Raw genomic sequence first — 17,596 nt, 5'->3', positions numbered from 1 at the left:
AACAGCCACGGCGACAGTATCCACTCAACTCTATGAAGGTTAAACCTATGCAGCTCGTCAACGGTATTCCGCAACTCGGATATGGCACCTGGGCTCGTACCGGCGACGAGGGTGTTGAGGCGATTTCTCAGGCTCTTGAAATCGGATACAGGCATCTGGACACCGCTCAGCCGTACGGCACCGAGGAATCCGTTGGTCGGGCAATCTTACAGTCCGGCCTGCCACGCTCTGACGTGTTTGTGACAACCAAAGTGGCAGAGGGGAATTTAAGTCGTAGTGCCTTTCTTCCCAGCGTGCGCAAAAGTCTGGATACGCTGCAAGTCGGTGCTGTCGATCTTTTGCTCATTCATTGGCCATCGGCCAATGACGCGGTGCCTTTTGACCACTATGTGGAAGCGCTGGGTGAAGCCAAGTCACTCGGGTATACGCGGTTGATTGGGGTTTCGAATTTTACAAAGGCGATGATTGACCGGGCTCAGGAAATTCTTGGACCGGGTGAACTCGCCACCAATCAAGTCGAGGTTCACCCTTTTCTGCAAAACAAAAATCTCCGCAATCATTGCGAAGCCGCGGGGATTGCAGTGACAGCCTATATGCCGCTTGCTAAAGGCAAGGTCGCAGACGACCCCGTCATTGCAGCGGTCGCCACCCGAATTGGATGCGAGCCGGCTCAGGTTTCGTTGGCATTCCTGCTTGCTGAAGGGCTCATCGTCATTCCAGCCTCCGGAAACCGTGACAGGATGAAGACAAACTTCCTGTCGACAGAGATCCAGTTATCGCCAAGCGATATCACCCAGATCAGGGGCTGCGAGCGCGGTGGGCGAATGATTAAGCCGACCGCAACGCATTGGGATGCCTAAGCCTTAATCCAGCCGTCCTGCTCGCCCGGTGGCGGTTGTACGCGGCCGCCTGGCTATGACCGTAAGGAGAAGACATGCACAAAATTGGAATTCTGGGCGCAGCGGGGATCGCGCCAAATGCCATTATCGCACCAGTACGGCGGCGCTCTGACGTTACCGTCAAGGCCGTTGCCTCGCGCCGTGAGGGCGCCGACGTCGCCTATGCCGCCCAACATGGGATTCCAACCCATTACGCGACCTATGAAGCTATGCTCGATGATCCCGAGATTGATATAGTCTACAACGCTTTGCCACCTGTGGCGCACGCTGAGTGGACGATCAAGGCGCTTCAGGCCGGCAAACACGTACTATGCGAAAAACCCGTCGCGATGAATGCTGGCGAGGCAACCGCGATGGTCAACGAGGCCAAGCGGCGGGGGCGCGTGTTTTCCGAGGCTTTTCATGACCGGTATCATCCAGTCTTCCTTCATCTTCTCAGTCTCAAGCCGCAACTTGGCGTGATCCGCGCTCTTAAGGCAGAGTTCTCGGTCAATATTCCCTACGATCCCAAAAATATCCGCTACGATCCCTCGGTTGGCGGTGGCGCCCTGATGGATCTCGGCTGCTATCCGTTACATTGGCTTCGATGCTTTATGGGAGAGGAGCCAGAGATAGTGTCTGCGAGCGCCCGCCTCTGCGCTCTTGGATCCGATACAAGAATTGAAGCGCAGCTTCGATTCAACGCTGTGCCGGCCACCATGATCGCCGATATCCAGGACCCACCCTCTCGAAGTTCGTTCCGCATCGAGGGAGAGCTGGGCGTAATCGAGCTCGATAATCCTTGTCTGCCGCACCGAGGGCATTCGCTGCGCGTATCGATCTCCGGCCAATACCGGGAGTACACCATCGCCGGGGGCACGACCTACGACTATCAGCTTGCCGCATTCCTCGAGGCGATTGACACTGGCGCTCCCCTTCCGACTGGAGGACAAGATTCCATTGGCAATATGATTGCGCTTGATCGAATTTACGAAATCGCCGGGGTTGCTCGCCCTGGCTAGTTGAGCTGGGTACGATGTGGCAAGTGAACCCTGATGCTGAAATTTCCAATGGCGTTGGTAGCCGGATGCTCTAAGCCTACCGACACCGTCCACCCCACGCAGTCCAAGCGGACTATTCAATCCTCGACGAGCAGATGAAAACTGAAACTTGGGAGGGGAGGGTGGTCATGTATGACCGAAAGCAGAGGCGCGGATAACACAATGACCTATACGCTTGATGGTCTAGCTAAGGAACAGCAGAGAATTCTATTGCACAGGTTCGATTATGATTTCGTCTGGCGACTGGGCCTCGCGATACGACAGCGGGCCGCGACTACGAAAGCCCCGGTCGCCATCACGATTGCTCACGGGACCGACGTCGCTTTTTCGCTGCTCATGCCAGGCTCCACGCCAGATAATTCCGATTGGGCGGCCCGCAAGTGTGCGGTCGCGGGACGTTTCCACCGTAGTTCCCTTGCGATGCGGCTCGAAGCGGAACAGGGCAAGTTCGATTTCAACCGCCGCTACAGATTGGACGACACAGCTTTCGCCGCGAGTGGTGGCGGCGTGCCACTCATTTTGCGCGACGGGACGCTCATCGGTACTGTGGGAGTTAGCGGCTTGCCCGACGTCGAGGATCATCAGCTTATCATCGATGCGTTGCAGGAAATCTTGACCAAAAAGTAGCACCGCCATGATTACTGCTCGGGTGCACTACCGTGCCGCTCATTGTAACGCGAGCGGCGGCAACGTAGGCTAATCGCGGCGACAGCGCAGCCGTGCAAGGTCCGACATCCTCAGATCCGAAATCCGCCCCTCATCAGGGCGAAATCAGATTTAAAATTCGACGTGAATCTATGCCGCGTCCTTTGCCGGTTCGGCAGACAAGATTGCTTCCACTTTCTCCGCAATCGCGTTGCCCAACCTGATGTTCGTTTCCGCCGAAAAATGTATCCCGTCTACACCGTCCGTGCTTACGAACTGTCCTGCGTCCAGGAAATCGACCTTTGAGAAGGCAGCCAGCGCTGCATAGAGCTTTGCGAGTTCCTTCGATTTTTCGTATCCGCCAGCGAACATTCCCTCAAACCAGAGATCCGGCATCGGGGCGAGCGGCGGCGGAGCGACGACAAGGACTTTGGGAGCCGGATACGGTGTTCCAATACCGCCGGCACACGTGACCACCTGACCGACAAGTTTGCTCATACCATTGGCGATCTCATAGGGCGTGCGGTGGAAATACGACTTCGTGTCATTGGTCCCCAACAGCAGGATCACCAGATCAAGCGGCAAATGGCTGGCAAGTGCTGAGGGAAGATAGGCGCTGCCATTCAGCCGAACATCGTTGGGATCATCTATACTGGTGGTTCGCGCGCTCAGGCCCTCCTCGATGATCTGATATTCGTCTCCGAGCTTCGCCGACATCGCCCCCGTCCAGCGCTGCTCGAACGGGTAGCGATAGGTCGGAGCGGATTCCGAAACGGGAATCCAGCCCCATGTCAGGGAGTCGCCGAAGCATAAGATTGAGCGCTTTTCTGCCATTTGTACTGCCTCCATGAATGGCTACGATTGGGTGTCCGACGAGCGAAGTCCGTAGAAGATCGCCGCCAGAAGAATGATGAGGCCTTGGGCCACCAGTTTTCCCGGCTCGCCGATGCCGAACATGGTCATGACGACAAACAGGAATGCAAAACACAGGACGCCGAAGAACGGCCCCCAGACACCGCCCTCCCCGCGTCCGAAGACAACGCCGCCGAGGATGGTAGCGGCGACCGAGAGGATGGGGAGGTCGAGGCCGACGCGAACGCTGCCAACGGCGATGGAGCCGGTCTGAACAAGCGCCGCGATGGCCGCAATCAAGCCTGCAATCGTGTGAGCAAGAATGACGGTTCTCTCGACCGGGACGCCGGAGAAATGGGCGGCCCGCATGTTTTCGCCGACCGATGTCACGAACTTTCCGAACACCGTATATCCAAGGAACGCCGACATCAGGGCGGTCATCGCCACCCAGAAGATCACAGGACTCGGCACGCCCACAAACCGGGTATTGAAGAGGTCGGTGAAGATGGGCGGCACGTCTCCCGGAGGCTTGCCGCTGGACAGATATTGCACGAAGCCGATGAGCACGATGCTAAGGGCCAGCGTCACGATGACGGCCGACGCCCGCCGCTTGGCGATCATGTAGCCATTGAACAGCCCGATCAGCAGTCCGGTCGCAAGCGCCGCCACGACATAGAATCCCAGCGAGGTATTCGGAAACATGCCCGAGGAGATCCCATAATTGATGAGCAGGATGACGCCGCCGCCCGAGAGATCGATGGATTTTACGCGCATGACGAGTAATTGGCCAAGGACCAGCAGTCCAAGCGGAACAACTTGGCGAATGAAGACGCCGAGCACGTTGACGTTGAGCATCTGCGGGCGGGCGATCCAGAGAATAAGCAACAGGATCGCGCAGAGATAGTAGGACGGTGGAATCTTCGAGATCCGTTGGGTCAGGGAGGAATTGAGGAACGCCGACATGATTACAGACCAATCTTTTTGCGGGACTGGAGAGCGACGACAAGCATGAGCAGTATCCCCTTCACCGCTGTCTGAACGAAAGGTGTGACGTTCATCAGGTTCATTCCATTGGATAGAAGTCCCAGCACGACAACGCCGATGACCGTGCCTTGCAGGCTGCCCACGCCGCCGGAAAGCTGCGTGCCGCCGATGGCTACCGCGGTGATCGCGTCCAGTTCCATCAGCAATCCGACGTTCGGATCGCCGGAAACGATGCGCCCCGCGAGAAAGACACCGGCGAGCGCGGCGAATAGCGCCGAGATCACATAGGCAAGCATGATGTTGCGGCGGGCCGGGATGCCGAAGTTGCGTGCAGCTTCCGTGCTTCCAGCCGCGACGCCACCGCCGATCGCGAAGATATGCAGGCCATAGCGCGAGCCATAGAGAAGCTTCCATGCAATGGCGATGGTCACGACGCCCCAGATAACCGGCATCGGAATTCCGGCGATCGAACCTGCGACGGACGCGGTGACGAACTCCGGTATGCTGCCGCCGGATACAGGACGCAGGATCCGCGTGATGCCAAGCACGACATATTGCATGGAAAGCGTCGCGATTATCGGATGCACCTTCAATCGCGTGATACAGAAACCGTTGATGAACCCGATCACACCCGCAAGGATGAAAACAGCGGGAAGCACGACATAGGCAGGTGCATCGAGCGCGAGAATGGCCGTGGTGAAGCTGACGACCGACCCGACCGACAGGTCCAGCCCACCGACGAGAACCACGAACATCTGTCCGATGGCCGTGATCATCAACGGCATGCCCTGCGCGACCAGATTGGAGAGATTTCCCGAATTGGCAAACTGCGCCGTGGCGAACGCCAGGAAGAACGACATGAGCACGGCGAGGATCAGCGGCAGAGCCCAAAGCCCTTGCCGACTACCACGCCCCATCAGCAACCTTGAAGCACGCGATGTCTGTTGGTTTTCCATTTTCGACAATCCACTAGGCGCTCAGCGCCGCATCGAGAATATTGTGCTCGGTGGCTTCTGCCGCCTGCATCTGCGTCACCACCGTATCGCCGTGGATCACGTAGATGCGGTCGCATAGGCCGATCAGCTCGAGGGTCTCGCGCGACAGCACCAGGACCGCCCCACCACCCTCGGCAAATGCGCGCAACAGTTTGTAGATTTCCGATTTGGCACCGATATCGACGCCGCGGGTCGGCTCCTCGATCAACAGGAGATCTGCTTTCGTGGCGAAATAGCGTCCGAGGAGGATCTTCTGCTGATTACCACCAGACAAGGAGCCGACCGGCATACGCGCGTTCGCAGCCTTGACGTTCATGCTCCTAAGGGTTGAAGCAATCACGTCTGCAAAGCCTTGAGCGCGGGACAGTTCATTCCGCGATGAATGAAGACTTGTCGAAAGGTTGTGAGCGAGGGAAAGACCAAGAAACAGGCCTTCATCCTTGCGGTCCTCCGGAACGAAGGCCACGCTCGAAGCCTGCATCTGTCGAATGCCCGCTTCCTTGGACAGCGGCAGCCGAATGGTTTTACCCTTGATGGTGACGCTGCCGCTGAAGGGCGAATACTCGCCGACGAGAGCGCGCAGGACCTTTTGCTGTCCCTGCCCCTCCAGCCCAGCAAGCGCCACGATCTCGCCCTTGCGCACAGAAATCGACAGCGGCTTCGACGTTGCCTCGAGCTTCAGATGTTCGATCTCAAGTGCGACGTCGCCAAAGGCGCCAGCGCGAGCCGGAAACAGATCTTCGAGTTCGCGACCCACCATCATGGCAATCAGCGAGCCGGGCGTCATTTCGGACAAGGGACGTGTCCCGACGAGTTGTCCATCCTTGAGCACCGTCACCGTGTCGCAGACATTGAAGATTTCCTCCATGCGATGGGAAATATAAACGATCGCCTTGCCCTCATCTCGTAGGCGGCGAATGTGCGCATTGAGAACCTCGACGTCGGTTGCATTCAGCGCGGCGGTCGGCTCGTCGAGAATGAAGATGCTGGCGTCCGCGTCAATACCGTGGGCGATTTCGACGAACTGGCGCTCTGCAATCGAGAGTTCGGACACAAGCATGTTGGGATCGAGCGTCAAGCCAAGTTTGGCGAGTGCTTCGCGGGTGTGCAGCCTCATGTGCTTGCGATCGACAAAACCGAGGCGGTTGACGGGCTCGCGCCCGAGGAACAAGTTCTCGGCAATTGTCATGTTTGGCAGCAGCGAGAGCTCCTGAAACACCGTGGAAATTCCGAACGCCAGCGCATCTCTCGGATTGGCGAAGCTGATCCTGTGGCCATTCTTGTAAATTTCGCCGCTATCTGGCTGGTGAACCCCGGCAAGGATCTTCATCAGGGTGGATTTGCCGGCGCCGTTCTCACCCATCAGCGCGTGTACGCTGCCTGGTTCCAGAGTGAGCGAAACGCCGCGCAGCGCGACACTACCGCCAAACGCCTTGGAGATTTTCAACATTTCGATAAGGTTTGTCATGCTTCTGCATTCCGAATGAAGGACGTGCCACACTGTGTCCGGAGAAACGGCGATGAACCGCCTCCCCGGATTTCAGGAGCTCACTGCTTCGAGTAGAATTCCTTCAACTGGTCTTCCGACAGTTCGGACGGCCACCAGACATTCGCCGACAGATCCTCGCGGTAGTAGGTCTTGGCCTTCTCCAGATCCCAGCCCGGAGGATTGTAGGCGTAGTGCTTCTTGAGTTCCTTGCCTTCGAGAAGCGCAACGGCAGCCCGGATGCCGGCAGCACCTTGAGCCGGGCTATATTCCGACGAAACGGACTTGAAGTTGTCCTTGATCCACTGGCCGAAGAAGCCATTGTTGCCTTCACCGGAAATCGGCGGGATCGCTGCGCCAAACTGCTTGAAGACGTCGACGCAAGCACGCGTCATGTCGGCGCCAGACGACCAGATGCCATCGACGTTCGGGTCGTTGAGATAGAGTGTCTCGCAGACCTTCTTGGCCTTGTCGTACTGCCAGTCGCCATTCTCTTCGGCGGCAATCTTGATGTCGGTGCCCTTCAAGGATTCGACGAGACCATTATAGCGGTTCGTATCCTCCGGATGCCCAGCCAGTCCGCGCAGGACCCAGATGTTGCCCTTGCCGTTGAGTTCCTTCACGAGGAAATCGCCCATGACTTTGCCGAAGTGCTCGGCGCCGCCCTGGATTTCCGTAGTGAAAGCGTCGGATTCAATACGACCTGTATGAAGGACAACCGGGATCCCAGCGGCGACAGCCTTTTCGATGCTGGCATCGGCTGAGGTCGATGTCACCGGCTGGATGATGATGGCGTCAACCTTCTGCGCGATCAGGTCTTCGATATCGGCGACCTGTTTCTTCTGGTCGAAGCCGGCGTCCAGAAGCACGAATTTGGTGATACGCTTGTCGCGGGCGGCGGCGGCTTCCGCTTCGTGCGCCACCTGCACCGTCCAGGTGTTGGCATTGACGCCGAAGCTACTCATGCCAATGACCCACGGCGCATCCTTCTTGTATTTTCCAGCCTCGACCGTCGGATTGTTTTCGCTCGGCGTTGTGACGCCATCGAGCAGTTTGACTTCCAGGGCAAGGCCAGGCGTCGCCAGCATGGTGCCGGCCAACAAAATTGAAATGCCGATCTTTCTCATCACGGTGCTCATTTGCTCCTCCAAAGCATTCGCCAATAACAGGCAAGAGCCGGACACGGGCCGTCGCAACACGGACGCCGTACGTTGGACGTACCAACGATGCGACCGATGCCAATCAAGCCAAAACTGATGTCTGAAATGCTCCTCCGAGGATGAAGAAAACACGGCGCAAAACTGTTGTCAATAGTTATTCATGTTGAATGATTAATCCGAAGCGCTTGCAAAATCGCTTCCCGAGTGCAAGTTTCTCAAACAATCGGGTCGTCGCGCCCGGTCTCGGGGAGGAGAAACTGGTGCGAACCGTTCTATGTTTTGGCGATTCCAATACCTACGGCCAGGTGCCAGGCGGAGGTCCGCTGGAGAGATACAACGTCGAGCAGCGCTGGCCACGCATACTGGAAACCGCGTTGGGCGCCGGATGGCATATTGTCGAGGAAGGTCTCAGCGGACGCACGACCGTGCACGATGATCCGATAGAAGGCTCGCACAAAAACGGACGTCGATATCTGACTGCATGTCTTCAAAGCCACGCGCCGATTGACCTTGTGATCATCATGCTCGGAACCAATGACCTCAAGGTCCGCTTCAACAAGCCGCCTTCCGAAGTGGCGATGGGGATTGGTTGCCTGGTTCACGACATTCGCGGACTGTCTCCTGGTCCCGCTGGCCATGATCCGGAGATCATGATCGTTGCCCCGCCCCCCATGCTCGATGATATCAAGGAGTGGGAGGCGATCTTCTCCGGCGCTCAGGAAAAGTCGCACAAGCTCGCGCTTGCCTTCGAGGTTATGGCGGATTCCCTCGAGGTTCACTTCTTCGATGCCGGATCGGTTTGCGCCTGCTCCCCAGCCGACGGGTTTCATATCGATCAGGAGGCGCACCGCCAGCTTGGGGAAGCATTGGCTCAGGAAGTCGTTGCGATTGGATGGGGCAATGGCTAGTTCGATGTCGAGACCGTCAAGACCAGCGCCCGAGAGCACAGTGAAGAGGGAATTCCGCCGTGCCTGATATGCGCTTCGCCCCACCCAATCCACTTCGAATCGCAGACCGTTCCAGCGGGTTGAACGCACTCAGCGTTCGCAGCCACAACGAACGGCTTGTGCTATCCCTTCTGCTACAGAACGACACCACGACAAGGCTGGAAATTGGAGAAAGGACCGGGCTCTCGGCACAGACGGTCTCGGTCATTGTCCGATCGATGGAACAGGAGGGCCTGGTGGTTCGCGGGGAGGCCCAGAGGGGGCGCGTCGGTCCGCCGACGACACCGCTGTTGTTGAACCCGGAAGGTGCCTATTCCGTTGGCGTCAGTATTGGATACCGCACGACACATATCGTTCTCGTCGATTTTGTCGGCAACGTGAAATATCGGAAGGCCGTTCCACACAATGTACCCGGCATGTTCGGTGACAATGCCAGCGTTGCTGAAGAGGTTAAAACCGCAATTTCCAGCCTTTCAGACGAACGCCAGATCCGCATCGCTGGTATCGGTCTCGGCGTGCCCTCGACAACGGATGCGCAAAGCCACGACGAGCTTCACCATTATCTGGAAAATGCGTTCCAGCTGCCCGTGTTCGTGCAGAATGACATTACGGCTGCAGCCGGCGGCGAAAGCCTGTTCGGCGCGGCGCGGCGTCTGCCGGATTTCCTGTTCTTTTACCTCGGTGCTAAACTTCACAGCCGCTTGATCCTTAATCATCAGATCTATAACGGAAACTCACCGCTCAGCTTCGATGTTGGCGTGCAGGACCTGGAGAAGGAACTGTCCTCGGCAACGGAGAGGCAACGCCTATGGTCTTATGATGACGACTGGCGCGATCTCGGCGCCGTCGTTGATCCCTGGCGTGACCGTTGCGCCGAAACCCTTGTTCGCTCCGTGCAATCGCTATCGCAGTTTGTCGATATCAAAACCGTCGTTTTGTCTTCCTTCGCACCGATCTCTATTCTCGCAGATCTGTGTCGAATGCTGGAATCAAGGCTGCCCATCAAGGCCACCATAGGGAAGACCTATCCTGCACCGAAAGCCGTCGGAGCTGCAGGCTTGGCGTTCAGCTCGCGATTTATGGTCGACTGATTTAAGATCTGAGAAAGGTTAAGTCGAGCCTGGGTCGATCGGCCGGGCACGCCGTTCCGAATTCTGGCCATATTGCTCGCAACGCATCTTGGCGATCTCGAGCTTGAGCTGCCGAATCATCGCCTCCGACGTCGTCACGACGGCGCGCATCGGTGCGAGATCAGCCTCGGCAGACGCGGCACGCGCTTCCGATGCCGCAAGCGCGGCGCGCAGTCAGGCTATCTCCGACGCAACATCATCCATTGCCGAAAGTTACCATGGAACCACAGAAAGACCAACAAAACCAGTGGAATTATGGCGACTATCCTGCCGTTGCAGGTCGTTGCGTCCAGCGGGGATTGCGCCACCGGAAGGTAGCCCAACTGCGCCGACGATACGGGCACGGCGGAGCCATTTTGACTGACCGGCCAGATGAACTTCCCGGCTTCAAGCCGCTTCAGGTAAAGCGACATGCCGACGCCGTCATGCCAGAGCACTTTGATCAGGTCACCCTTGCGGCCGCGGAAGCAGAAGACCTCACCGCCATGAGGATCGCGGCCAAGGCCTTCCTGCACCTTCAGCGCCAGGCTGTTCATGCCGCATCGCATGTCCGTCACGCCACCCGCGATCCACACCTTCACTCCGGCCGGAAAGGCGATCATGACGCATCCAGGACCGGCAACAGGCCGGCAAGGATGCTCGGATCAAGCGAAGCCGGGATCGTCAGGCGACGACCGTTCGGCAGGCCGATCTCGATCGTCTTGTCGTCTTCAGACCGCTGCGGTAAGGTCATCTCGGAAGAGGCCGCCGGCGGCGAAATCGAAAGCGGTACGAAGCCCGTTGACGCGGAAACGTTCAAAAGCCCGCTTCGGTATTCCCGACGCCAACGGGTCAACAATGACCGCGACAATCCATAACGCCGCGCCGTCACCGAGCCCTTTCGAAAGCCTTGCAGACTCTTCTCGACGATCCGAACCTTCTCTTCATCCGACCAATCCCGTCGGCGACCAAGATCGTCGGCCGGCAACCTCAATGACATAAGTCATGGACTTAAAGCCAATCAGCAGGTCACGACAGACGGCCTTGGGCGGAGGGATACTATCAATCTGATCTATAGGGAGGAGGAACGCGAAATGGTCCCACTGTGCGGTGATCAGGGTGTGGGGCTATTCCGTGGTCTCCCATTGCGCGGGGAAGGTTGGCGTGGCCCTTCGGTACGAAGACCAGCCGTACATCAGACGATGCGTTTGGAGCGGTGCTTTACGACAATACAGCAGATGTTGATCGCAAAGTTATCGATACCGTGGAACAACTTGCGGCGCGGCATGGACGCTCGATGGCTCAAGTGGCGCTCGCTTGGGTGAGGCAGAAGCCCGATGTCGCTGCACCAATCATCGGAGCCAGCAGTACCGAGCAGTTAGAAGATTTGATAGGCGGCCTCGATTTTGCTCTGGCAGCCGAAGAGATTGCCGAACTTGCATTGCACTATGTTCCACACGCTCTCGTTGGACAGGAATGAATTCGTAACCGGCGGAAGTCAACTGAGTGTAACGCTATAAACTTTCCCGACAGACTGAGCGACCTCGATCAATGACATCTGGCATAAAGCTGGCACGCTAGCGCGTCGGCTGGCTTGCGAGAGAAAGGTGGGAAGGTACGTGCCGCGGAGAGGATACCGACTGTCTGACGACGAGCGGGCACTCGACCTTGGTAATGGGATAACGGTTGCGCTGGGGCGTAAACGGCAAGCCGAGCCGCTCGATCGCCCATTCCCCCATTGCCCGGTGTGGCAACACCGATGTTGTCAACGGCGGGTGAAGATGGCTTGCCACCTCTTCATCGTCATATCCAATCACCGACATGTCGCGCGGGATCGAAAGTCCAAATTCCTTCAGTGCCTCATAGCAGCCGATTGCCATGCGATCGTTTTGGCAGAAAATCGCTGTCGGCCGGTCCTTGAGCTGCAAAAGCGCTTTCGTCGCGTCGTAGCCCGTGCTCGTCGACCAGTCGCCTTCAACGACAAGCTCGGGATCGAAGGGAATGTCTGCTGTCGCAAGCGCCCTCCGGTAGCCGTTGAGCCGATCCTGCGTCGCTTCCTGCCATGGTTCGCCGGTGATCGTTGCGATGCGCCGGTGTCCGTGTGTGATGAGGTGGGCTGTCGCGTTCTGGCCGCCGGCGATCTCGCTCGGAACGACGGCCGGAAAGTGGTGATCCGACGTATGGCAGTTCAGGAGGATCACGGGGATTTTGAGGTCGTACAAATAGGCCGGGGCGACGAGTTCTCGGGTAAAGATGGCCATGTAGATGAGCGCCGAAATCTCCGCTTTCAGCAAAGCCTCGATGGTGCGTTGTTCCGTCTCGGCATCACCGGGCATCTGGGCGACCAACAGGATGTTGCCCGAATCGCGCGAGGCAAGACGGGCGCCTTCGATCGCAACGACCGCGTCATGAGTGGTCGAAAGCTGGTCGACCATGATGCCGATGGTGCCGGATACCGCGGGGGAGAGAGGAAGGGGAGCGACGGATGGGGTCGGCAGGTTGTAACCGAGCTTGCGCGCCGCCTTGATGACCCGTTCGCGGGTCGCTTCCGGCAGTTTGCTGCCGGCGGTCTGTCCCAGGACGAACGAGACCGTCGTTTGCGAAACCCCGGCTTCCACGGCGACGTCCGTCATCGTGACGCGGCTATCGTTGCGGCTGCCTTTGCGTCGCTTTGTTCTATCAGCGGGAAGACGGTTTCGTGAGTCAGTGGGTGTCAATTTTTCCATCCGGGTGAAACGGCGGCGTCATGAGTGCCCGACGTTGCCGTCGACAGTGTGGGCGAACCAAAACACAAATTTATTAGAAATTCAAATTACTAATAGTTGACTTTCAATTAGTAATTATTCAAGAGTGGGGCTCGGCAGTACGCCGAGGCGCGAGCCCGCGCTGCTTTCTTGGAGGAGGACGCACCCATGATTACCCGTCGCACTATTTTGATCACGTCGGCATCCGCTACTGCGCTTGCCCTCATCAGCACGCTTGCCTTCGCCGCGCCACCGCTCGCAAAGAAGGAAACCTATAAAGTTGGCTTTGCGCAAACGGAGTCCAACAATCCCTGGCGCATTGCCCAGACCGAGAGCATGAAGGCAGAAGCCGCCAAGCTCGGATACCAGCTGGTCTATACAGATGCCGCCGGTTCCGCCGCCAAGCAGGTGGCCGACGTCAACTCGATGATCGCCCAGGGTGTCGACGTCATCTTCCTTGCGCCGCGTGAAGAAAAGCCGCTGATTCCGGCCGTCATGGCCGCCAAGAAAGCCGGTATTCCGGTGATCTTGCTGGATCGAAATGTCGATCAGAAGCTGGCGAAGGCCGGAAAAGATTATGTGACCTTCATCGGCTCCGATTTTGTCGACGAAGGTAAGCGTGTCGCCGAATGGCTGGCGAAGAATGCCAATGGCAAGTCGAAGGTCATTGAGCTGGAAGGCACGACCGGTTCGTCGCCGGCCAACGATCGCAAGAAGGGCTTCGACGAAACGATCAACGCGGCCGGTGGGTTCGAGATCGTCGCATCGCAGACCGGGGATTTCGCGCGTGACAAAGGTCGTCAGGTTGCCGAATCCCTGCTGCAGGCCCATCCTGATGCGGACGTGATCTATGCGCACAATGATGAAATGGCGATTGGCGCCATTTCCGCAATCGAGGCAGCCGGCAAGGTTCCCGGCAAAGACATTCTCGTCCTGTCGATCGATGGCGGTAAGGAAGCGGTGCAGGCTGTCGTTGATGGCACCATCGCAGCTGTCGTGGAATGCAATCCCCGCTTTGGACCGAAGGCATTTGAGACCATGGCGCGGTATGCCAAGGGCGAGCACATCGAGCCGTGGGTCAAGAACGTCGACAAGTTCTATGACGGCAGCAATGCCAAGGAAGAATCGGCCGGAGCATATTAAGCCCTCCCAGGAGAGGTGTCAGGATCTTTGATCCTGCTCCTCGCTCTAGCCACCGGCCGGAAGGTTCCTCCCTTCCGGCCGGATCTTCACTCTTTGGACGGAGGGATCGATGAGCCTATTGCTCTCAATGCAGGATATTACCAAATCCTTCGGCGGTATAGCCGCCCTTCAGGGCGTCTCGCTGGAGATTCGCGAAGGTGAGATCATGGCGCTGGTCGGTCAGAACGGTGCCGGCAAGTCGACCCTCATCAAAATCCTCACTGGCGCCTATCAGCGCGACGGCGGCGCGATCCGCTTCGACGGCAATGACGTGTCATTTTCGTCGCCAGCCGAAAGCCAACAGGGCGGGATCGCGACCATCTACCAGGAAATCAATTTGGCACCGCAGCGCTCGGTCGCCGAAAACATCTATCTGTGCCGCGAACCACGCAAACTGGGCTTCCTGGATCGCAAGGTGATGCGGGATGGAGCCCGCAAGGTGATTCGACAGTTCAAGCTCGATATCGATGTCGATATGCCGGTATCGCGCTTCAGCGCTGCCACCCGCCAGATGGTGGCGATCGCTCGCGCCGTAACGCAGGACGCCAAGCTGCTGATCATGGACGAGCCGACCTCCTCACTCGATGAGCGCGAAGTGGCGGTGTTGTTCGACACCATTCGCACGCTTCAGAAAAATGGTCTGGCGGTGCTGTTCATAGGACACCGGCTTGACGAGCTTTATGCGCTGTGTGAGCGCGTAACGGTCATGCGCGACGGCAGAACAGTCGCTGCGGGGCCGCTCGCCGGCCTGTCGAAGATGGATCTGGTGCGGAACATGCTCGGGCGCGAACTTGCCGCCTTCGAGGCGCTCGGCCGGGATTTGCAGGCGACTGGCGAAAGGCCGGTTCGGCTGCAACTGGACAATGTCGGCGCCGGCGTTCGCGTCCGCGATGTGAGCCTGTCGTTGCGCGAAGGCGAAATCACCGGGCTGGCGGGCTTGCTGGGTTCCGGCCGCAGCGAAACGGCTCGCATCCTGTTCGGTGTCGACAAGCTGGAGCGTGGAAATATCAGCTTCGGCGGGCAGGCGAGACACTATCTCGAGCCATCAGCTGCGATTGCCGACGGCATCGGCCTTGTCTCGGAAGACCGCAAGGTCGATGGCATCGTGCCGGATATGAGCATTCGCGACAACATGACGCTCGCGCTGTTGCCGAAGCTCAGGAAGAACGGAATTGTCGACCGGAGGCGCCAGGACGAGATCGTCGTCCGCTTCATCAAGACGCTTGGCATCAAATGCGCCTCGCCGGACCAGGCGATCAAGGAACTGTCCGGCGGCAACCAGCAGAAAGTCTTGCTTGCCCGCTGGCTCTGCACAGATCCGCGCGTGCTGATTATCGATGAGCCAACACGCGGCATCGATATCGGCGCGAAGACAGAAATTCTCAAACTGCTGCGCAACCTCGCCGACGATGGCCTCAGCGTTTTGATGATCTCTTCGGAACTCGAAGAACTGCTGGCGGCTGCCGACCGTGTCACCGTGCTCAGCGACGGTGTCTCGGTGGCGGATCTGCCGCGGCAGGATCTGTCGGAGGCGAACCTGCTCGCTGCCATGGCCCATCAGGTGAATTGACATGACCTTACTCGACACAACTCTTAAACAGGGCAGCCGTATATCGCCGCTGGTGCTGATCAGCCGCTACGGCACGTTTGTGGCCTTCGTCGCTCTCATCCTCTTCAACATTGCCGTGACACCACATTTCCTGTCCTGGCAGACCTTCAACGTCAACCTGACGCAGGTAGCCACCATCGTCATCGTTGCGACCGGAATGACTCTCGTGATTTCGACTGGGGGCATAGACCTCTCGGTCGGTTCTCTCATGGCGATTTCAGGCGCACTCGCGCCAATGACCTTCATGGGAAAGCTGTTTCCCATCGAAAATACAGCACTTGCTGTGGCCCTCGCTTTCGTCATTCCTGTTGCCGTAGCGGCCTTGCTCGGCGCTTTCAACGGCCTGCTCGTGACGCGGTTTTCCATCCAGCCGATCGTGGCGACGCTCGTCCTGTTCATCGCTGGCCGCGGCATCGCACAGGTGATGACCAACGGCAATCTGCAGGTGTTCAAGACCCCGTCCTTCCAGTTCATCGCGATGGGAAATCTCTTCGGCATCCCGGCACAAGTCGTGCTGATGCTCATCATTGCGGCCCTTGCCTACGCTTTGATCCGCTACACAGTGCTCGGCACCCAGATTCTGGCTGTTGGCGGCAACGAAAGAGCCGCGCGCCTGACTGGTATCCCGGTCAAGCGCATCAAGATTTTCGTTTACATGATCAGCGGTGCACTGGCCGGCCTAGCCGGCCTAGTCGTCATCGCCCGGAACTCGGCCAGTGATGCCAATGTTGTCGGGCTTGGCATGGAACTAGACGCTATCGCGGCCGTCGCAGTCGGTGGATCGCTACTCAGCGGCGGGCGCGCCAACATCGTCGGCACGCTGATCGGTGCGCTCGTCATCCAGCTGGTGCGTTACACGCTGCTGGCCAATGGTGTCCCGGATGCCGCGGCCCTCATCGTCAAGGCCGGCCTGATCATCCTCGCCGTCTTTATCCAGCAACGCGCCGACAAGGTCTGAGGAGCCGACATGCTGACTTTGATAAAACCCAAATCCTCCGGCGATCTCGCCCGCATGGGTGTTCTTCTCGCTCTTGCTGCTCTGATCCTCTTCGGTGCGCTGCGCTACGACAACTTCCTGTCGCCGTTCAACATATTGAGCTTCCTGCGCTACAATTCGATGTTCACGCTGATCGCACTCGGGATGGCTTTCGTGATCATCACAGGCGGCATCGATCTCTCGGTCGGCGGCGTTGCTGCGTGCTCCAGCGTTGTGGCGGCGATGCTGTCCACCCACTCTTGGTGGGCCGGGCTTGCGGGCGGCATCGGCGCTGGCGTCGTTGCCGGCCTGATCAACGGCCTCGTCGTGACGAAGATGCGCATTCAGCCCTTTATCGCCACGCTCGCCATGATGCTGGCCTCTTACGGCACGGCGCTTTTGCTCGCAGACAACCAGTCTGTTTCGGTCTCTTACGATACCGGCTTCACGGTTATCGGTCAGGACGATTTCCTTGGGTTGCCGATTCCTGCCTGGATCGCGAACGGTGCCTATATCGCTGGCTGGCTGGTGCTGGAGAGGCTTCCCTCGGGCCGTCACATCCTGGCGATCGGCGACGGTGAAGCGACAGCGGGGCTTTTAGGCCTGAAGGTCGACCGAACCCTGACCATCGTCTATCTGGCCTCCGGCGCGCTTGCGGGGCTTGCCGGCGTCATTCTCGCCTCGCAATTCGGGGCCGGACAGCCGACCGAAGGTGTCGGCTGGGAGCTGTTCGCCATCGCATCCGTAGTCGTTGGAGGCACCCTGCTGACAGGTGGTGCTGGTTCGGTCGGTGCGACGCTCGCTGGCGCGTTGCTGCTGGCGCTAGCCTTCAACATTCTCAATTTCGAAAACGGTCTCGGATGGATTTCCCTGTCAGCCTACTGGCAGTCGGTCATTCGCGGCGGCTTCCTGCTGGTGGTCGTCATCCTTCAGGCCAAGCTCGACAGCAATAGAAAAGTGGACTGAAA

18 protein-coding genes and 1 pseudogene are annotated in these 17,596 nt (G+C 58.3%); 10 read left to right on the top strand and 9 right to left on the bottom strand.

The features are described 5' to 3' along the window. The first annotated feature begins 47 nt into the window (after positions 1 to 47). The 3 genes from ADU59_RS00500 to ADU59_RS00490 all read left to right on the top strand — a co-directional run bounded on the left by ADU59_RS00500 (position 48) and on the right by ADU59_RS00490 (position 2,566). Complete coding sequence (locus ADU59_RS00500; protein ID WP_244506320.1) at positions 48 to 860, top strand: aldo/keto reductase; 813 nt, start codon at positions 48 to 50, stop codon at positions 858 to 860. 74 nt (positions 861 to 934) lie between these two features. Next, the gene (locus ADU59_RS00495) at positions 935 to 1,900 is read left to right on the top strand and encodes a Gfo/Idh/MocA family protein (protein WP_068950668.1); all 966 of its coding nucleotides are present in this window, start codon (positions 935 to 937) and stop codon (positions 1,898 to 1,900) included. A gap of 201 nt (positions 1,901 to 2,101) precedes the next feature. After that, positions 2,102 to 2,566: a heme-degrading domain-containing protein gene (locus tag ADU59_RS00490; protein ID WP_083198068.1), complete on the top strand. Its 465-nt coding sequence runs from the start codon at positions 2,102 to 2,104 to the stop codon at positions 2,564 to 2,566. A gap of 168 nt (positions 2,567 to 2,734) precedes the next feature. Here ADU59_RS00490 and ADU59_RS00485 read toward each other — a convergent pair whose 3' ends face one another. The 5 genes from ADU59_RS00485 to ADU59_RS00465 all read right to left on the bottom strand — a co-directional run bounded on the left by ADU59_RS00485 (position 2,735) and on the right by ADU59_RS00465 (position 8,040). Beyond that, entirely contained in the window at positions 2,735 to 3,418 is a 684-nt protein-coding gene (locus ADU59_RS00485) for an SGNH/GDSL hydrolase family protein (protein WP_068950664.1), read from the bottom strand. 21 nt (positions 3,419 to 3,439) lie between these two features. After that, entirely contained in the window at positions 3,440 to 4,399 is a 960-nt protein-coding gene (locus ADU59_RS00480) for an ABC transporter permease (RefSeq protein ID WP_068950662.1), read from the bottom strand. 2 nt (positions 4,400 to 4,401) lie between these two features. Next, positions 4,402 to 5,376, bottom strand: coding sequence for an ABC transporter permease (locus ADU59_RS00475; protein WP_068950660.1), 975 nt, complete (start codon positions 5,374 to 5,376; stop codon positions 4,402 to 4,404). 13 nt (positions 5,377 to 5,389) lie between these two features. Then, positions 5,390 to 6,883, bottom strand: coding sequence for a sugar ABC transporter ATP-binding protein (locus tag ADU59_RS00470; protein WP_068950658.1), 1,494 nt, complete (start codon positions 6,881 to 6,883; stop codon positions 5,390 to 5,392). 80 nt (positions 6,884 to 6,963) lie between these two features. Further along, positions 6,964 to 8,040: an ABC transporter substrate-binding protein gene (locus ADU59_RS00465; protein WP_068950656.1), complete on the bottom strand. Its 1,077-nt coding sequence runs from the start codon at positions 8,038 to 8,040 to the stop codon at positions 6,964 to 6,966. 278 nt (positions 8,041 to 8,318) lie between these two features. Here ADU59_RS00465 and ADU59_RS00460 point away from each other — a divergent pair, with 278 nt between their 5' ends. After that, positions 8,319 to 8,969 carry a GDSL-type esterase/lipase family protein gene (locus tag ADU59_RS00460; RefSeq protein WP_193427061.1) on the top strand — a complete coding sequence of 217 codons (651 nt, stop codon included), beginning with the start codon at positions 8,319 to 8,321 and terminating at the stop codon, positions 8,967 to 8,969. Positions 8,970 to 9,037: 68 nt separating this feature from the next. Further along, the gene (locus ADU59_RS00455; protein ID WP_068950652.1) at positions 9,038 to 10,099 is read left to right on the top strand and encodes an ROK family transcriptional regulator; all 1,062 of its coding nucleotides are present in this window, start codon (positions 9,038 to 9,040) and stop codon (positions 10,097 to 10,099) included. A gap of 33 nt (positions 10,100 to 10,132) precedes the next feature. Here ADU59_RS00455 and ADU59_RS29410 read toward each other — a convergent pair. From ADU59_RS29410 to tnpA, 3 genes and pseudogenes are all read right to left on the bottom strand, one after another. Further along, a pseudogene (locus tag ADU59_RS29410) lies at positions 10,133 to 10,312 on the bottom strand (IS66 family transposase); the annotation flags it as partial. A 5-nt stretch (positions 10,313 to 10,317) separates the two neighbouring features. Then, on the bottom strand, positions 10,318 to 10,740 hold the full coding sequence (gene tnpB / locus ADU59_RS00450; protein ID WP_338012922.1) for an IS66 family insertion sequence element accessory protein TnpB: 423 nt from the start codon (positions 10,738 to 10,740) through the stop codon (positions 10,318 to 10,320). After that, positions 10,737 to 11,105, bottom strand: coding sequence for an IS66-like element accessory protein TnpA (tnpA, locus tag ADU59_RS31415; protein WP_425331984.1), 369 nt, complete (start codon positions 11,103 to 11,105; stop codon positions 10,737 to 10,739). The genes tnpB and tnpA overlap by 4 nt, the downstream gene beginning before the upstream one ends. 141 nt (positions 11,106 to 11,246) lie before the next feature. Here tnpA and ADU59_RS29400 point away from each other — a divergent pair, with 141 nt between their 5' ends. Beyond that, positions 11,247 to 11,597 carry an aldo/keto reductase gene (locus ADU59_RS29400; protein ID WP_083198061.1) on the top strand — a complete coding sequence of 117 codons (351 nt, stop codon included), beginning with the start codon at positions 11,247 to 11,249 and terminating at the stop codon, positions 11,595 to 11,597. Positions 11,598 to 11,694: 97 nt separating this feature from the next. Here ADU59_RS29400 and ADU59_RS00435 read toward each other — a convergent pair whose 3' ends face one another. Continuing rightward, a complete protein-coding gene (locus tag ADU59_RS00435; protein WP_068950648.1) occupies positions 11,695 to 12,750 on the bottom strand; it encodes a LacI family DNA-binding transcriptional regulator in 1,056 nt (351 codons plus the stop codon). 279 nt (positions 12,751 to 13,029) lie between these two features. Here ADU59_RS00435 and ADU59_RS00430 point away from each other — a divergent pair, with 279 nt between their 5' ends. From ADU59_RS00430 to ADU59_RS00415, 4 genes are all read left to right on the top strand, one after another. Continuing rightward, on the top strand, positions 13,030 to 14,004 hold the full coding sequence (locus ADU59_RS00430) for an ABC transporter substrate-binding protein (protein WP_068950646.1): 975 nt from the start codon (positions 13,030 to 13,032) through the stop codon (positions 14,002 to 14,004). Positions 14,005 to 14,113: 109 nt separating this feature from the next. Beyond that, positions 14,114 to 15,613 (top strand): sugar ABC transporter ATP-binding protein, encoded by a 1,500-nt coding sequence (locus tag ADU59_RS00425; protein WP_068950644.1) that lies wholly within the window; start codon positions 14,114 to 14,116, stop codon positions 15,611 to 15,613. A 1-nt stretch (position 15,614) separates the two neighbouring features. Continuing rightward, positions 15,615 to 16,610, top strand: coding sequence for an ABC transporter permease (locus ADU59_RS00420; RefSeq protein ID WP_068950642.1), 996 nt, complete (start codon positions 15,615 to 15,617; stop codon positions 16,608 to 16,610). 9 nt (positions 16,611 to 16,619) lie between these two features. Next, positions 16,620 to 17,594, top strand: coding sequence for an ABC transporter permease (locus ADU59_RS00415; RefSeq protein WP_068950641.1), 975 nt, complete (start codon positions 16,620 to 16,622; stop codon positions 17,592 to 17,594). Positions 17,595 to 17,596 lie beyond the last annotated feature (2 nt).

This window comes from Pararhizobium polonicum (genome assembly GCF_001687365.1).
Taxonomy (GTDB): Bacteria; Pseudomonadota; Alphaproteobacteria; order Rhizobiales; family Rhizobiaceae; genus Pararhizobium; species Pararhizobium polonicum.
Note: the sequence above shows the minus strand (reverse complement) of the source record. Positions and strands in the feature narration are given on the sequence as shown.

Coding starts and splice junctions, on each gene's coding strand:
- ADU59_RS00480 (WP_068950662.1), bottom strand. CDS start 4,399: ATGTCGGCGTTCCTCAATTCCTCCCTGACCCAACGGATCTCGAAGATT.
- ADU59_RS00435 (WP_068950648.1), bottom strand. CDS start 12,750: ATGACGGACGTCGCCGTGGAAGCCGGGGTTTCGCAAACGACGGTCTCG.
- ADU59_RS00470 (WP_068950658.1), bottom strand. CDS start 6,883: ATGACAAACCTTATCGAAATGTTGAAAATCTCCAAGGCGTTTGGCGGT.
- ADU59_RS00475 (WP_068950660.1), bottom strand. CDS start 5,376: ATGGAAAACCAACAGACATCGCGTGCTTCAAGGTTGCTGATGGGGCGT.
- ADU59_RS00430 (WP_068950646.1), top strand. CDS start 13,030: ATGATTACCCGTCGCACTATTTTGATCACGTCGGCATCCGCTACTGCG.
- tnpB (WP_338012922.1), bottom strand. CDS start 10,740: ATGATCGCCTTTCCGGCCGGAGTGAAGGTGTGGATCGCGGGTGGCGTG.
- ADU59_RS00425 (WP_068950644.1), top strand. CDS start 14,114: ATGAGCCTATTGCTCTCAATGCAGGATATTACCAAATCCTTCGGCGGT.
- ADU59_RS00490 (WP_083198068.1), top strand. CDS start 2,102: ATGACCTATACGCTTGATGGTCTAGCTAAGGAACAGCAGAGAATTCTA.
- ADU59_RS00420 (WP_068950642.1), top strand. CDS start 15,615: ATGACCTTACTCGACACAACTCTTAAACAGGGCAGCCGTATATCGCCG.
- ADU59_RS00465 (WP_068950656.1), bottom strand. CDS start 8,040: ATGAGCACCGTGATGAGAAAGATCGGCATTTCAATTTTGTTGGCCGGC.
- ADU59_RS00455 (WP_068950652.1), top strand. CDS start 9,038: ATGCGCTTCGCCCCACCCAATCCACTTCGAATCGCAGACCGTTCCAGC.
- ADU59_RS00495 (WP_068950668.1), top strand. CDS start 935: ATGCACAAAATTGGAATTCTGGGCGCAGCGGGGATCGCGCCAAATGCC.
- ADU59_RS00415 (WP_068950641.1), top strand. CDS start 16,620: ATGCTGACTTTGATAAAACCCAAATCCTCCGGCGATCTCGCCCGCATG.
- ADU59_RS00485 (WP_068950664.1), bottom strand. CDS start 3,418: ATGGCAGAAAAGCGCTCAATCTTATGCTTCGGCGACTCCCTGACATGG.
- ADU59_RS00500 (WP_244506320.1), top strand. CDS start 48: ATGCAGCTCGTCAACGGTATTCCGCAACTCGGATATGGCACCTGGGCT.